This window comes from Streptomyces sp. NRRL B-3229 (assembly GCF_000719505.1).
GTDB lineage: Bacteria > Actinomycetota > Actinomycetes > Streptomycetales > Streptomycetaceae > Streptomyces > Streptomyces griseorubiginosus.
On sequence record NZ_JOGP01000005.1, the window covers coordinates 61,858 to 76,877 of the forward strand.

Sequence of the window (15,020 nt, forward strand, 5' to 3'; positions counted from 1 at the left end):
GTTCCCTTTTTCCCGGCCGCCGCAGACGGCGCCCGAAGCTGACCCTTCCCGGATCGTCCGGCGGACCCCGCAGGGGGAGGGTCGGCGAGTCCTCGGGGTCCCCGTTCTTCCACGAACACGAAGAGGCTTCGAGGTACAGCCATGTCCAAAACCGCTTACGTGCGCACCAAGCCGCACCTGAACATCGGCACGATGGGCCACGTCGACCACGGCAAGACCACCCTGACCGCCGCCATCACCAAGGTCCTCGCCGAGCGCGGCAGCGGCACCTTCGTGCCGTTCGACCGCATCGACCGGGCCCCGGAGGAGGCCGCGCGCGGGATCACCATCAACATCGCGCACGTCGAGTACGAGACCGACACCCGGCACTACGCGCACGTGGACATGCCGGGCCACGCCGACTACGTCAAGAACATGGTCACCGGGGCCGCGCAGCTCGACGGGGCGATCCTCGTCGTCTCCGCGCTCGACGGGATCATGCCGCAGACCGCCGAACACGTGCTGCTCGCCCGCCAGGTGGGCGTCGACCACGTGGTGGTCGCCCTCAACAAGGCGGACGCGGCCGACGAGGAGCTGGTCGAGCTCGTCGAACTGGAGGTCCGTGAACTGCTCACCGCGCACGGATACGGCGGCGACGCCGTGCCCGTCGTACGGGTCTCGGGGCTGAAGGCCCTGGAGGGGGACCCGCGCTGGACGGCGTCGATCGAGGCGCTGCTCGACGCGGTGGACACCTATGTGCCCATCCCCGAGCGGTATCTGGACGCGCCCTTCCTGCTGCCCGTCGAGAACGTGCTGACCATCACCGGCCGGGGGACCGTGGTGACAGGTGCGGTCGAGCGCGGCACCGTGCGGGTGGGCGACCGAGTGGAAGTCCTCGGGGCCGCCGTGGAGACGGTGGTGACCGGCGTCGAGACCTTCGGCAAGCCGATGGAGGAGGCGCAGGCCGGGGACAACGTGGCGCTGCTGCTGCGGGGTGTCCCGCGGGACGCCGTACGACGTGGGCATGTCGTGGCCGCACCCGGCAGTGTGGTGCCGAGTCGTCGCTTCACCGCGCAGGTGTACGTGCTGTCGGCGCGGGAGGGCGGGCGTACGACGCCCGTCTCCACCGGGTACCGGCCGCAGTTCTACATCCGTACGGCGGATGTGGTCGGGGACGTCGACCTCGGTACGGTCGCCGTCGCTCGGCCCGGGGAGAAGGTCGTCATGACCGTCGAGCTGGGGCGGGACGTGCCGCTGGAGGCGGGGCTCGGGTTCGCCATCCGTGAGGGTGGGCGGACGGTCGGGGCGGGGACCGTGACAGCCGTGCCATAGGGGCGGTGCCGGTGCCGGTGCCTGTGCCGGTGCCTGGGGGCTGCGGGGCTGTTGCGGCTGGTCGCGCCCGCGCGGCGGAGTCGCAATTGAAACAGCCCCGCGCCCCTGGGTTGGCACACTGGGCCTGTGAACGACTCGATACCCGTCGCCAAGGACACCGACTTCGGCTTCGTCAAGCTCATGCCCGACGTCGACCGTGAGCGAGCCTGGCTGCTCACGGTCGACGGTGCTCCGCAGTCCTACGTCGATCTCGACGAGCCGACGCACCTGGAGTTCGAGTACGCGCGGCGGCTCGGGCATGTGCTGGACCTCGTCGGGGAGGCGGGGCAGCCGCTGGACGCCGTACACCTCGGTGGGGGTGCGCTGACGCTGCCGCGGTATCTGGCCGCCACCCGGCCGGGGTCCCGGCAGGATGTCGTCGAGGCCGATCAGGGGCTCCTGGACCTGGTCGTCGAGCATCTGCCGCTTCCGGACCGGGCGGGAATCGCGGTGCACGCCGCCGACGCCCGGAGGTGGCTGGAAAAGGCTCCGGCGGACTCCGCCGACGTGCTCGTCGCCGACGTCTTCGGCGGGTCGCGGGTTCCTGCGCACCTGACGTCCCTGGAGTACGCCAGGGAAGCCGCGCGGGTGCTCCGCGGTGACGGGGTCTATCTCGCGAATCTCGCCGACTCCGCGCCCTTCGCCTTTCTGCGCTCCCAACTCGCCACGTTCGCCGAGGTCTTCGAGGAGCTCGTGCTGATGGCCGAACCCGCGGTGCTGCGGGGACGGCGGTTCGGGAACGCGGTGCTCGTCGCGGCGCACCAGCCGTTCGACACGGTGGCGCTGGCGCGGCGTACGGCGGCCGACGCGTTTCCCGCGCGGGTCGAACACGGCGACGGGCTGCGGAAGTTCACCGGCGGCGCGCGACCGGTGCCGGACGCGGACGCCGTGGCGTCACCCGAGCCCCCCGACGGGGCGTTCGGCATCGGCTGACTCCAGCGGCGTGACCTGGGTGACCAGCTTGGTGCTCCGGCGCAGGTTGCGCACGTCCGGCACGCAGAGGACGGCCGCCGTCACGGCCGCGACCAGGCCGGCGCAGCCCCACAGGGCCGTACCGCGTCCGAACGCCGACTCCGCGGGGCCCGCCAGCGCCGCCGCGAGCGGCATGAGGGCGACCGAGCCGAACCAGTCGTAGGCCGAGACCCGGGAGAGCTTGTCCTCCGGTATCTCCTGGTGCAGGGCGGTCATCCAGGAGACGCCGAACACCTCGACGGTCGCGCCGGCCACGAACATCGCCGTGCACAGCAGGGGCACCGGGACCGGCACGGCCAGTGCGGCGGACGGCAACGCCATCGGGAACACGCACAGGATGCCCACGAAGAGCAGGCGCTGCGGCTTCCAGCGGGTCATCAGGAGGGCGCCGACGACCGTGCCCGCGCCGAAGAAGGCGAGCGCCACGCCCCAGGGACCCGCCCCGCCCAGGTGGTCCCGGGCGACGAGCGGGCCGTAGACCGCGTCGGCGGCGCCCACGACCGCGTTGGCCAGGGAGAACTGCACGACGATGCCCCACAGCCACGGCCGCCCCGACACCTCGCGCCAGCCGTCCCGCAGGTCGGCGAGGATTCCGGAGCCCGGTTCGCGGGCCGGGATGTGGCTGACGTCCAGGAAAGCCCGCAGGGAACCGGCGAGCGCGAACGCGACGGCGTCCGCCGCGAGGACCCAGCCCGGGCCGACCGCGGCGACCAGTGCGCCCCCGAGTGCGGCACCGCCGAGCGCCGCGCCCTGCATCGCCATCCGGAAGACCGCGAAGGCGCGGCCGGCCTGTTCGCCGCGCACCGAGGACAGCAGCATGCCCTCGGCGGCCGGACTGAAGAACGCCTGCCCGGTGCCGCCCAGCGCGGTCAGCAGCATCATCTGCCAGAGCCGGGGCTCGCCGGTCAGGACCAGGACGGCGAACGCGCCCTGGGAGAGGAAGTTGAGGGTGTTGGCCGCGACCATCACCCGGTGCCGGGGCAGGCGGTCGGCCACCGCGCCGCCGATCAGCAGGAACACCACCAGCGGCAGGGTCCGGGCGGCGGCCACCAGGCCCACGTCGCCGCTGTCGCCGCCCGCCTCCAGCACGGCGAACGCGGCGGCGATGAGGGCCCCGTTGCTGCCGAGGTTCGTCACGAACGCGGCGGCGGTCAGCAGGCTGTAGTTGCGGCCGGCCCAGGCGGGACCGCGGGTGCGGGAGGAGGCGGCGGAGGGGGTCACCGGCCGACTATCGCCGTCGCGGACCCGGCTTGCCAAACCATTTGCGGGCCGAGTACGGGGTGCCGGGCGAGAAGAGACGGCGATCACGGGTACCGACCCTGTCCGGGTTGGCTACCCATGGGTAACATCGCGGCATGAGCGCAGACCAGATGTCCGTCGGCGAGATGCTCGCCGCGACCGTGCCCATGGTGCGGACCCTGAACCTCGAGTTCCTCGAGACCGGCCCGGAGAAGGTCGTGGTGGCCCTGCCCGACCAGGGCGAGTTCCACAACCACGTCGGCGGACCGCACGCCGGAGCGATGTTCACGCTCGCCGAGTCCGCCAGCGGGGCCGTCGTGCTGGCCGCGTTCGGCGACCAGCTCTCGCGCGCGGTGCCGCTCGCCGTCAACGCCGAGATCGCCTACCGCAAGCTCGCGATGGGCGCGGTGACCGCCACGGCGACCCTGGGCCGCCCGGCCGACGAGGTCATCGCCGAACTCGACGCCGGGCAGCGCCCCGAGTTCCCGGTCGCGATCGAGATCCGTCGTGCGGACGGGGCGGTCACGGGCGAGATGACCGTGGTGTGGACGCTGCGGCCGAACGGCTGAGCCGGCGGCGAGCGTCGTGGCCTGAGCGGGGTTGTCGCCCTGGGGGGTTTGTCCGCCCCCAGGGCCCGGCAGGCCGTGGGACCCCCGCGGCCGTACGGTTCGCTCCTCAGGCCGCCGACCGTCGCCGCTCGACCTCTTCCTTTTGCTCCAGCCCCGCCACGAAGCCCTTCAGCCAGGTGATGAACTCCGGGCCCAGGTCGTCCCGGGCGCAGGCCAGGCGGACCACGGTGCGCAGGTAGTCCGCCTTGTCGCCGGTGTCGTAGCGCAGGCCGTCGAAGACGACGCCGTGGACCGTACCGGTGGCCGCGAGGGACTGGAGGGCGTCGGTGAGCTGGATCTCGCCGCCGCGGCCCGGTGGGGTGCGGGCGAGGGCGTCGAAGACCGCGGGGTCCAGGACGTAGCGGCCGATGACCGCGTAGGCGCTGGGCGCGGCTTCGGGGGACGGCTTCTCCACCAGACCGGTCACCCGGACCACGCCCTCCTCGCCCGTGGGTGCCACCGCCGCGCAACCGTAGAGGTGGATCTGCTCGCGCGGGACCTCCATCAGCGCGACCACGCTCCCGGCATACCGCTCGCGGACCTCGAGCATCGAGCTGAGCAGCGTCTCGCGTGGGTCGATCAGGTCGTCGCCGAGCAGGACCGCGAAGGGCTCGTGGCCCACGTGCCGGCGGGCGCAGAGCACCGCGTGTCCGAGGCCGAGCGGTTCGCCCTGGCGGATGTGGTGGATGTTGGCCAGGCGTGCCGGGTCACGCACCGCGTCCAGGCGTACCGCGTCGCCCTTGGCCGCGAGGGCCTGCTCGAGTTCGAAGGCGTGGTCGAAGTGGTCCTCGATGGCCCGCTTGTGGCGGCCGGTGACCATCAGGACGTCGTCGAGCCCGGCCGCCGCGGCCTCCTCCACGACGTACTGGATGGCCGGCTTGTCGACGACCGGGAGCATCTCCTTCGGTGTCGCCTTGGTCGCGGGCAGGAACCGGGTCCCTAGCCCGGCGGCCGGAACGACCGCCTTGCGGACCGTGCGGGCGAGGGTGGGTTTCGTGGGGGCGGGCGCGGCGGCCCGGTGGGGGGCGATCATGCGGATCATGCTGCGGCACCCGGATGAGAGCCCACCGGGAGCCGCCTTGGAACGTCCTGTGGACCGTTCGCGGGCCCCTTCGTGCCGCGTGGGCACTTGGAGATTTCGTGTGCCAAGCATCTGGCGGCACGCACAACTTGAGGCCGTCGCCCCGCTTAATTTCGAAAACCGGTGCGGATACCGGGGGTAACTTTTCTGAAGAGGACTCGTTTTGAACATAGGTCACTCGAACTTCTTGTTCGCTCTGCATCAATTGTGCGAAGGTGATCGCCCCTCCGAAGGCCGGGTCGCCTCTGACCTGGCATAGGTATGCACCAATCAGGCACCTGCTTTCCGGGGACTGGCATATTCCATGCCGTCCTGCGGATTGGAAGGAATTGGTCCCGTGCAATCCGCTCACCCGCCCCGCCCCCCTTACCCCCCACGCCCCGGATCGAGCCCGGGAGAGTCCGACCGCACGCTTCTTGCCCGGCTGGGTGTGAACGGTACGGACAGTCATGCCGTCGCGCTGTTGATGGCGCGGCACTGGCAGGCCACGTACGAATACTCGGTCATCTGTCTTGCCACCTGGTCGCCTTCGGCCTCCATGGCAACCGCCGCGGCCTTCGACCGGGTGCTCGGCCGGGCGGGTGAAGGCGCGCTGCGTCCTCAACTTCTCGTTGCGGTACGGGAGTTCGTCAAGGAGTGGGCCGCGGACGACGAAATCGCCGGGGCACTGCCGGAACTTCGCAAGACGATCGGCGGCCGTGGTCTACGCGCGGCGAGGTCCGTCACCCCGGAAAGGCGACAGCTCGCCGAGCGCGCATTCCGAGCTCTTCCCCATGCCTCGCAATGCCTGTTGTGGCATGCCGAGGTCGAGGCCGAACCCATATCCGTATCGGCCGGTCTGCTGGGCGTGGACACGGCCCGTGCGGCGGCCGCTCTGGAGCAGGCGCGCGAGCAATTCCGGGCCGGCTGCGTCCGCGCCCACCGGGAACTCGCGCCCAGCAGCGAATGCCGTTTCTACAACCGTCTCCTGGATGTCCCGATTCGCCGGGGCGGAGACCTTCTGCCCGATGTCCGTGAACACCTGGCGGAGTGCCGCTACTGCCGGCACGCCGCCGAACAGCTCAGCCATTTCGAGGGCGGTCTGGACGTGCTGCTCGCCGAGACGGTGCTCGGCTGGGGCGCCCACCGGTACCTCGACTCCCGGCCCGCCCGCGCCGCCGGCCGTCCGGCACCCGACCTGCACGGGGCGGCCCGTCCACGGCCCGGCGGACGCCACCGCCCCGCGAACTCCGGACTGTTCGGCCGGCCGCGGCGCCACGCCAAGACCCTCCTCGTGGGGGTCGGCGTGACCGCCCTCGCCCTGCTGGCGACGGTGCTCGTCACCAAGGGCTGGTCCGACGAAGGCGTGCCGTCCTCCGACGCCACCTGGGGCGCGGCGGCCGGGAACACCGTGCGGCCGAGCCCGGTGGAGGCCTCGCGCTCCGAAGGCTCCCCGTCGCCCGCCTCGGTGGGCGAACCCGTCGAGGTCGGCCACGGGCGGCTCCGCAACCTCGACGCCGGACTCTGCCTCGACATCCCCGACGGCCGGACCGCCGCCGGAGCGGAGGCCGTGCTCGCCGCGTGCTCGACCGCCGGGTCCCAGCAGTGGTCGTACCAGGAGGACGGTCTGCTGCGCAGTGCCGTCGACCCGCGGCTCTGCCTCGACTCGGATGCCGGGAAAGGCTCGGTCCTCGTCGCGGACTGCGAGGGGCCGGCGGGTGAGGTCCGCTACGACCTCACCGTGCGCGGCGAACTGCTGCTGCGCCGCGGCAAGGGACTGCTGGTCGCGCCCGGCAAGGGTGACACCGTGGTCGTCGCCGCCCGGGACGGTTCGGAACGGCAGCGGTGGTCCCTGGAGTTCGCCGACGGGAGCGCGCCGACCGGGCAGGACACCCGGCCCCCGAAGGGCGTGCAGACCGACGACCCCTCCGAGGCCCCGGACGGGAAGCCGCTCGCCCCGCACCTCGCCACGCCCCCCGGAGCCGACGGGCACCCCGACCAGGACTCGGGCCAGGCGCCGCCGTCGGACCGGCACGGAACGCCGTCGAGGCAGTACGAGACCCGGGTGGCGCCGGTCGGCGACAGCCACTCCGGCTCGGGTTCCGGGAGTGACGGCGGCTCCGGCCTCACGACGCCGGTCGTCGAGGCGGGTGGGGCGGTCGGGGCGGGCGCGATCGTGGCCAGCCTGACGCCGGTGACGGTACCCCTCTCGTCCGCGGCGACGGCCGTCACCTCGACCGTGCAGGGCGCGCTGCCGTAGCGAGCGGCCGGGTGGCAGGGCGGACGGGGCGGCGGGAGCCGGTGGGCCGTTGCTCCGGACGGTCGTTCGCGTGACCCGGTAGGCTGCCACGGCGCGCGCCAGTACGTGGCACGCGCCGGGAAAGCGACTCAGGAGGAACCGGCGTTGCACGTCCAGGAATGGCTCGACACCGTGCCCCCGGCCGCCGTCTACGCCCTGGTGGGCCTGGTCATCGGCCTGGAGAGCCTGGGCATTCCGCTGCCCGGCGAGATCATCCTGGTCTCGGCCGCGCTGCTGTCCTCACAGCACGCCGGGATCAACCCGGTGGTGCTCGGCGCGTGCGCCAGCGTCGGGGCGGTCGTCGGCGACTCCATCGGCTACGCCATCGGCCGCAAGGGCGGACGGCCGTTGCTCGCCTGGCTCGGCAACAAGTTCCCCAAGCACTTCAGCGAGGGCCATGTCGCCACGGCGGAGCGGTCCTTCGAGAAGTGGGGCATGTGGGCGGTGTTCTTCGGCCGCTTCGTCGCCCTGCTGCGGATCTTCGCGGGCCCGCTCGCCGGTGTGCTGCGGATGCCGTACTGGAAGTTCCTGATCGCCAACGTGCTCGGCGGGATCGTCTGGGCGGGCGGCACGACGGCCGTCATCTACTACGTCGGCATCGTCGCGGAGTCCTGGCTGAAGAAGTTCTCGTGGCTGGGGCTGGTGCTTGCCGTCCTGATCGGACTCACCTCGATGCTGGTGCTCAGGCGCAAGGCGGCCAAGGCAACGGCTGCGGCGGCGGCCCAGAAGCAGGCGGCCGAGCCGGAGACCGTCCCGGCGGCGGACTGACCCGACCGCCGCACCGACGCCCACCGCCGCCCCGATGGTTGCCGCCGCACCGACATCCACCGCCGCACCGATGGTTGCCGCCGCACTGACGCCTTCCGCCGCACCTGCCCCGCCCGGTCCTCACGGCGTCCCGTGCACCTCGTCGTGGGCCTTGGCCAGGTCGGCGTACAGCGTCCCGTTCAGGGTGACCCCCTGACGCTCCTCCTCCGTCAGCTCCCGCCGGACCTTCGCCGGCACGCCGGCCACCAGTGAGCCTGGCGGCACCTGCATGCCCTGAGGTACCAGGGCCTGAGCAGCCACCAGGGAACCCGCGCCGATCACCGCGCCGTTGAGGACCGTGGCGCCCATGCCGATCAGGCAGTCGTCCTCGACCGTCGCACCGTGCACGACGGCGTTGTGGCCGACGGACACGCGCTCGCCGATCGTGACCGGGAAGCCGGGGTCGGCGTGGAGCGTGCAGTTGTCCTGGATGTTGCTCCGGGCGCCGACTGAGATGCGTTCTACGTCACCGCGGGCCACCGCGCCGTACCAGAGGCTGGCCCCGGCCCGTAGCGTCACGTCCCCGATCACGGACGCCGTGGGCGCCACGAAGGCAGCCTCGTCGATCGCCGGTTCCTTTCCGCCGATGCCCGTGATCAAAGCCTTGTGCGCCATGTCGCCTCCTGGTTCGGGATATCCCGAACCGTACGCCACCCGGTGGGGCGAAGATCACAAGCCCCGCCTCTCAACCGGGCGCCGTGCGCTCAGTACGGTGACCTCGTGCCGAAAAGCAAGAACACGTTCTCATCCTGGCGGGGCCGCCTCGCACAGCGCGCTGTCCACGCGGGCTGGGCCTGGGTGCAGCGCGCCGGCTCCGTCACCGCCGAGCGCCCGGGACGCCTCCGCTTCGGCGCGCTGGGGGCGCACAGCCGACTGGCCTTTCCGCTCGGCACGGTCTTCGGCGAGCCGTGGATCCATGTCGGCTCCCACTGCATCGTCGGCGAGCAGGTCACCCTGACCGCGGGCCTCATGCCCGACCTCGACCTCGGCCCGGAACCGATCCTGCGCATCGGCGACGGAGTCGTGCTGGGGCGCGGCAGCCATGTCATCGCCGACACCACGGTGACCATCGGCAGCGACTGCTACTTCGGGCCCTACGTCTACGTGACCTCGACGAATCACTCGTACGACGATCCCCACGAGCCCATCGGCAAGCAGTGGCCGCGGATGGAGCCGGTCGAGATCGGGCCGGGGTGCTGGATCGGGACCGGGGCGGTGATCCTGCCCGGCGCGCGGATCGGACGGAACGTCGTGGTCGCCGCCGGGGCGGTGGTCCGGGGCGAGGTGCCGGACCATGCCGTGGTGGCGGGGGCCCCCGCACGGGTCGTACGGCGATGGACGGCGGAGGAGGGCTGGCAGCCGCCGCTTCGGACGCCTGCGCCGGTACCGATCCCTCCGGGGGCCACGGCGGAGGGGTTGAGTGCGTTGGCGGGGTTGGACGAGGCGGCTGTGGCGAGGCTGGCAGAGCTGGACTGAGTGCCCAAGGGGGTGCCGGGTTCGCGTGTCCGGCGGCTGCGGGTGAGTGGGGGGCTTGTCGCGCAGTTCCCCGCGCCCCCGAAAGGCGTGTTGCAGCGTTACCCGTTGGCAGGAGCACCGTTGCCCAGCAGGGCCGAAATCGCGTCCCTGCTCCTACCCCGTTGCCAGGAGCAGGGTGCCCACCAACGCCAGACCCGCCCCCGTCGCCTGGAGGGTTCGTAGGCGTTCGCTCAGGAAGCCCCGGGCGGCCAGGGCCGTCACCACCGGGTAGAGGGAGGCCAGTACCGCGGCCACGGTCACCGGGCCGTGCTGGGCGGCGACCGCGTACGTGCCGTTGGCCGCCACGTCCGCAAGGCCGACAAAGGCCAGTGCGGGGAGGGACCGCCAGGGGAAGCCGGTGTCCGGGAGGGCGGGGGCGCCCCGGCGGACCGAGACGTACAGCGCGGCGCCGCCCACCGCCACATTGACCACGCGCTGCACGAACAGGGCCAGGAACAGGCCGGTGACGGTGGCGGACGCCTCCGCGATCAGGGCGAACACCGTGCCGAAGCCCAGTGCAGCGATCAGGGACAGGACGATCGCCCGGCGCTGTACAGGAGCGCCCCGCAACTGGGGGCCGCCGGCCAGGACGACCCCGGTGACGGCTACGGCGATCCCCGCGGCCTGCACCGGTCCGGGCCGTTCGCCGAGGAAGAGGCCGACGCCGACCGGGACCGCCACGCCCAGCGTGCCCAGCGGTGAGACGACCCCCATCGGACCCAGCGCGAGCGCCTTGTAGAAGCTGATCAGGGCAACGGGTCCCACCAGGCCCGCGGCGAAGGCGAACCAGAGGCGTGGTCCAATCTCGCTCCAGCCGCCCGTGGCCACCACGATCGCGCCGAGCACGGCTGCCGCGACCGCCTGCGAGACGACCACCACCGTGAGCGCCGGGAGCCGTCGGGTCAGCACTCCGCCGCCGAAGTCGGCCAGGCCCCACAGCAGGCTGGCGGCCAGGGCGAAGAATGCCGTCACGGGGTGCCTCGCAGTACAGTTCGGTGAACGATCGGGTGCACCCCACCGTAGTTCATTCAGTTGTACCGTGTCATACAGAATATTGGACGTGACGTGTCGGACCTCGACCTGCTGACCCAGTCCCTCGCGCGCAACGTCAAGCGCTGGCGGACCGACCGCGGCTTCACCCTGGACACGCTCGCCGCCCGGGCCGGAGTCAGCCGCGGCATGCTGATCCAGATCGAGCAGGCCCGCACCAACCCCAGCCTCGGCACCGTCGTGAAGATCGGCGACGCGCTCGGCATCAGCATCACCACCCTGCTCGACTACGAGCAGGGCCCCAGGGTGCGGGTCGTCCCGCCCGAGCAGGTGGTCCGGCTGTGGAGCACGGAGGCGGGCAGCTGGAGCCGGCTCCTCGCGGGCGCGGAGGCCCCGGGGCCGCTGGAGATGTGGGAGTGGCTGATGATGCCGGGCGAGAGCAGCCGGTCGGACCCGCACCCCGTCGGCACCGTGGAGATCCTGCACGTCACGGAGGGCGAGATGACCCTGACCGTCGACGGTGTCGAGCACCGGGTGCCCGCCGGGGCGAGCGTCACCTTCGAGGCCAATGCCGAGCACGTGTACGCCAATCAGGGCGACGTCCCGGCCCGCTGGATGCTGGCGGTCTCGGTACCGGCCGTGTCCTGAGCGCCTGTTAGCGTGCCGCCATGGACGCGCCCCTCGGACACTTCGACCACGCCACCCCCGCTCCCGACGCCCTCGACGAACTGACCCGCCCGGTCGCCGACGCCGTACGCCACTGGAGCGGCAGCGTCCCCGCCGAGCAGATCGTGTACGTCGACACCGACCCCCGCTGGGCGGACACGGCCGTCTTCGTGGAGCACTACGGCCGCGAGCTCCTGGAGCGGTCGGCGAACTGCGTGGTCGTCGCGGGCAGGCGCGGCGGCGAGACCATGCTCGCGGCGTGCGTGGTGCTGTCCACCGCACGGGTCGACGTCAACGGTGTCGTCCGCCGCCAACTGGGCGCCCGCAAGGCCTCGTTCGCCTCGATGGACACGGCGACCGGGGAGACCGGCATGGAGTACGGCGGCATCACCCCGCTCGGACTCCCGGCCGACTGGCCGCTGTTGGTCGACCCGGCCGTCGTGGACCTGCCCTATGTCCTCGTCGGCAGCGGGCGCCGGCGCGGGAAGCTGCTGGTGCCGGGGAAGGCGTTCGCCGAACTGCCGGGCGCGGTGGTGCTGGAGGGGCTGGGCGTGGCCTGAGGCCTCACCGGGCATGACCGACGCCGACCCTGCCCCGTCCACCTGGCCGGAGTGTGGGCCTCTGCCGTCCACCTGGCCGGAGTGTGGGCCTGCCCCGTCCACCTGGCCGGAGCGTTAGCCTGCCCCGTCGACCGGGCCGGAGTGTGGGCCTGCCCCGTCACCGGGCCGGCGCGTGGTGGGCGAGGGCGTGGTGCGGGTCCGTGTCGCCCGGTACCGGGGCCGGATCCGCGTGCACCAGCGCTGCGGTGAGGCGGGGCACGGCGTGCAGCAGGGCGTGCTCGGCCTCGACGGCGACGGCGTGCGACTGACGTACCGTCATCTCGCCGTCCACCACGACCGCCACCTCCGCGCGCAGCCGGTGCCCGATCCAGCGCAGCCTCAACTCGCCCACTTCGCGCACGCCTTCGACCGTCCGCAGCGCGCTCTCGGCGCGGTCGACCAGGGCCGGGTCGACGGCGTCCATCACCCGCCGGAACACCTCGCGTGCCGCGTCCCGCAGGACGAGGGCGATCGCGGCCGTGATCGCCAACCCCACGATCGGGTCGGCGAGTTGCCAGCCGAGGGCGGAGCCGCCGGCACCGACGAGCACGGCGAGTGAGGTGAACCCGTCGGTGCGGGCGTGCAGTCCGTCCGCGACCAGCGCCGCCGAGCCGATGTCCCGGCCCACCCGGATGCGGTACCGGGCCACCCACTCGTTGCCCGCGAAGCCCAGCAGCGCGGCCACCGCGACCGCCGGGACATGGGCGACCGGACGCGGGTCCAGCAGCCGGTCGACCGCCGCCCAGCCCGCGAAGGCCGCGCTCGCCGCGATGGTCAGCACGATCGCGATGCCCGCGAGGTCCTCGGCGCGGCCGTAGCCGTAGGTGAACCGGCGCGTGGCCGCGCGCCGGCCCAGCACGAAGGCGATGCCCAGCGGGACGGCGGTCAGCGCGTCCGCCGCGTTGTGCACGGTGTCACCGAGGAGGGCGACGGACCCGGACACGATCACCACGACCGCCTGTGCCAGGGCCGTCACGCCGAGCACCGCCAGCGAGACCCACAGGGCACGCATGCCGCGCGCCGAGGACTCCAGTGCGGAGTCGAGCTTGTCGGCGGTCTCGTGGGAGTGCGGGGTGAGGAGGTGGGCGAGCCGGTGGCGGATGCCGGGGCGCGCGTGCTCGTGCCAATGCCCGTGGCGGATGCCGGGGCGGGCGTGCTCGTGCGGATGCCCGTGGTGGACGCCGGGGCGCGTGTGCTCGTGCGGATGCCCGTGACGGTGGTCGTGATGGCTCACGTGATGCCCCTTCCGATGCGCGCGGCGGTGGACGTGACGAGCCCACGGGACCATTATGTGCGTATGAGCGCACGCATGCACCTATCACCTGCGCACGATGCGCATCCGCGTACCCCGGGCGAGGAACAGTTCGCCCTCGCCGCCGAGATCCTCGCCCTGCTGGGCGACCGCACCCGCCTCACCCTGCTGCACGCGCTGACCAGGTCGGAGGCCGATGTCACGACACTCACGGAGGCGTGCGGGGCGGCCCGGCCGGCCGTGAGCCAGCACCTCGCGCGGCTCCGGCTCGCCGGACTGGTGAGCACACGGAAGGAAGGGCGCCGGGTGATCTACGCCCTGCGCGACGGCCATCTGCGCCGACTGCTGGACGAGGCGCTGAACGTGGCCGACCACCGGCTCAACGACCGGCCGGTGCACGACTGACGGCCCGGCCGGGGCCGGGGCCGGCGGTTCAGTACGCGGACGCCGTACCGAGGTACTGCTCCGCGAACGCGGCGGCGGCCGCGGGGGAGGTGAACAGACGGCGGAGGCGGGCGAAGGTGGTGCCCGCGCGGTACTCGTCGCCCGAGGAGGTGCCGTGGTACACCTCCGAGAGCCACTGGGAGAACTCCTGGTAGTCCCACACGCGCCGCAGGCAGGTCTCCGAGTAGCCGTCGAGGCCGCTGCCGTCGTCCTTGCCGAGGTAGGCGACGAGCGCGTCGCCGAGCAGGAAGGCGTCGTGCAGGGCGAGGTTCATGCCCTTCGCCGCGATCGGCGCGGTCAGGTGGGCGGCGTCGCCGGCGAGGAAGAGCCGGCCGAACGTCATGGGTTCCACGACGTGGTTGTGCATGTCGAGGACGCGCTTCTCGATCAGCCGTCCCTCGGTGAGCGGCGGGGAGCCGTCCGCGCGGAGGCGCGACTGGAGCTCGCTCCACACGCGTTCGTGGGGCCAGTTCTCCGGGTCGTCGCCGGGTGGGCACTCCAGGTAGTAGCGGGTGACCTCGGGGCTGCGGGCCATGTGCCCGGCGAAGCCGTTCGGATGGATGCCGAACAGGACGCAGTCGGAGGACGGTGGCGCCTCGGCGAGCAACGCCAGCCAGCCGACGCCGTAGTCGTGCCGTGAGACGGTGGTGGTCGGCGGCAGGACCGTACGGGTCACCCCGCGCGCCCCGTCGCAGCCTGCCACGAACTCGCACTCCACCACGTGTTGTTGACCGGATTCCGCATCGGTGTACGACACGGAGGGCCGGGACGATTCCAGGTCGTGGAGCTCGATGTCCTGGACGCCGAAGCGGATCTCGCCGCCCCGTGCGTCGGCGTACTCGCGCACCAGGTCCGTCACCAGCAGCGGTTGCGGATAGATGAAGTGGTGCTGTCCCGTCAGTTCGCCGTAGGAGAAGCGGAAGCGGTCGCCGGCGAAGCGGAACTCGCACTCGGTGTGCAACTGGGCTCGCTCCAGCAGGGTGTGGGCGAGCCCGCGCCGCTCCAGACCGCGGACGGCCCACTCCTCGATGACCCCTGCCCGTGGCCGCTGCTCGATGAACGCGCGGGTCTCCGCCTCCAGGACGAGGCAGTCCACGTCCGCGGCCCGCAGGATGTTGCCGACCGTCAGTCCGGCGGGCCCGGCACCGACGATGACGACCGGAAAGCGTTGGGGCGTAACGGAGTTGGGGTGGGAGATCACCCGGCCATTATGTCGGTG

15 protein-coding genes are annotated in these 15,020 nt (G+C 72.4%); 9 read left to right on the top strand and 6 right to left on the bottom strand.

The genetic code is table 11. The annotated features are described in order from the left end of the window. The first annotated feature begins 141 nt into the window (after positions 1-141). On the top strand, positions 142-1,311 hold the full coding sequence (tuf, locus tag IF54_RS0108875; protein ID WP_030316279.1) for an elongation factor Tu: 1,170 nt from the start codon (positions 142-144) through the stop codon (positions 1,309-1,311). A 126-nt stretch (positions 1,312-1,437) separates the two neighbouring features. Then, entirely contained in the window at positions 1,438-2,283 is an 846-nt protein-coding gene (locus IF54_RS0108880) for a spermidine synthase (RefSeq protein ID WP_030316281.1), read from the top strand. On the opposite strand, the gene IF54_RS0108885 is transcribed toward IF54_RS0108880, so the two are convergent. Beyond that, a complete protein-coding gene (locus IF54_RS0108885; protein WP_030316283.1) occupies positions 2,245-3,543 on the bottom strand; it encodes an MFS transporter in 1,299 nt (432 codons plus the stop codon). The genes IF54_RS0108880 and IF54_RS0108885 overlap by 39 nt on opposite strands. 149 nt (positions 3,544-3,692) lie before the next feature. Between IF54_RS0108885 and IF54_RS0108890 the strand changes: the two genes are divergently transcribed. Continuing rightward, a complete protein-coding gene (locus IF54_RS0108890) occupies positions 3,693-4,130 on the top strand; it encodes a DUF4442 domain-containing protein (protein ID WP_030316285.1) in 438 nt (145 codons plus the stop codon). A gap of 106 nt (positions 4,131-4,236) precedes the next feature. Here the strand turns inward: IF54_RS0108890 and galU are convergent, their stop codons facing one another. Next, the gene (gene galU, locus IF54_RS0108895; protein ID WP_030316287.1) at positions 4,237-5,202 is read right to left on the bottom strand and encodes a UTP--glucose-1-phosphate uridylyltransferase GalU; all 966 of its coding nucleotides are present in this window, start codon (positions 5,200-5,202) and stop codon (positions 4,237-4,239) included. Positions 5,203-5,788: 586 nt separating this feature from the next. Here galU and IF54_RS39510 point away from each other — a divergent pair. Both IF54_RS39510 and IF54_RS0108905 read left to right on the top strand, forming a co-directional pair. Next, positions 5,789-7,489 (top strand): RICIN domain-containing protein, encoded by a 1,701-nt coding sequence (locus IF54_RS39510; RefSeq protein WP_234438943.1) that lies wholly within the window; start codon positions 5,789-5,791, stop codon positions 7,487-7,489. Positions 7,490-7,633: 144 nt separating this feature from the next. Then, the gene (locus tag IF54_RS0108905) at positions 7,634-8,296 is read left to right on the top strand and encodes a DedA family protein (RefSeq protein ID WP_030316290.1); all 663 of its coding nucleotides are present in this window, start codon (positions 7,634-7,636) and stop codon (positions 8,294-8,296) included. A gap of 120 nt (positions 8,297-8,416) precedes the next feature. Here the strand turns inward: IF54_RS0108905 and IF54_RS0108910 are convergent, their stop codons facing one another. Continuing rightward, complete coding sequence (locus IF54_RS0108910; RefSeq protein WP_030316292.1) at positions 8,417-8,950, bottom strand: gamma carbonic anhydrase family protein; 534 nt, start codon at positions 8,948-8,950, stop codon at positions 8,417-8,419. Between the two features lie 105 nt (positions 8,951-9,055). Here IF54_RS0108910 and IF54_RS0108915 point away from each other — a divergent pair, with 105 nt between their 5' ends. Further along, a complete protein-coding gene (locus tag IF54_RS0108915) occupies positions 9,056-9,811 on the top strand; it encodes an acyltransferase (RefSeq protein WP_030316294.1) in 756 nt (251 codons plus the stop codon). Between the two features lie 153 nt (positions 9,812-9,964). On the opposite strand, the gene IF54_RS0108920 is transcribed toward IF54_RS0108915, so the two are convergent. Then, positions 9,965-10,822: an EamA family transporter gene (locus tag IF54_RS0108920; protein WP_030316296.1), complete on the bottom strand. Its 858-nt coding sequence runs from the start codon at positions 10,820-10,822 to the stop codon at positions 9,965-9,967. A gap of 93 nt (positions 10,823-10,915) precedes the next feature. Between IF54_RS0108920 and IF54_RS0108925 the strand changes: the two genes are divergently transcribed. Both IF54_RS0108925 and IF54_RS0108930 read left to right on the top strand, forming a co-directional pair. After that, the gene (locus IF54_RS0108925) at positions 10,916-11,488 is read left to right on the top strand and encodes a helix-turn-helix domain-containing protein (protein WP_030316298.1); all 573 of its coding nucleotides are present in this window, start codon (positions 10,916-10,918) and stop codon (positions 11,486-11,488) included. Positions 11,489-11,508: 20 nt separating this feature from the next. Further along, entirely contained in the window at positions 11,509-12,066 is a 558-nt protein-coding gene (locus tag IF54_RS0108930; RefSeq protein ID WP_030316300.1) for a YbaK/EbsC family protein, read from the top strand. A gap of 157 nt (positions 12,067-12,223) precedes the next feature. Here the strand turns inward: IF54_RS0108930 and IF54_RS0108935 are convergent, their stop codons facing one another. Then, positions 12,224-13,393, bottom strand: a complete 1,170-nt coding sequence (locus tag IF54_RS0108935; RefSeq protein WP_234438944.1) for a cation diffusion facilitator family transporter — start codon at positions 13,391-13,393, stop codon at positions 12,224-12,226. 9 nt (positions 13,394-13,402) lie between these two features. Here IF54_RS0108935 and IF54_RS0108940 point away from each other — a divergent pair, with 9 nt between their 5' ends. Further along, complete coding sequence (locus IF54_RS0108940) at positions 13,403-13,762, top strand: ArsR/SmtB family transcription factor (RefSeq protein ID WP_037819635.1); 360 nt, start codon at positions 13,403-13,405, stop codon at positions 13,760-13,762. A gap of 28 nt (positions 13,763-13,790) precedes the next feature. Here the strand turns inward: IF54_RS0108940 and IF54_RS0108945 are convergent, their stop codons facing one another. Next, positions 13,791-15,002 (bottom strand): 4-hydroxybenzoate 3-monooxygenase, encoded by a 1,212-nt coding sequence (locus IF54_RS0108945; protein WP_030316307.1) that lies wholly within the window; start codon positions 15,000-15,002, stop codon positions 13,791-13,793. Positions 15,003-15,020: the final 18 nt, after the last annotated feature.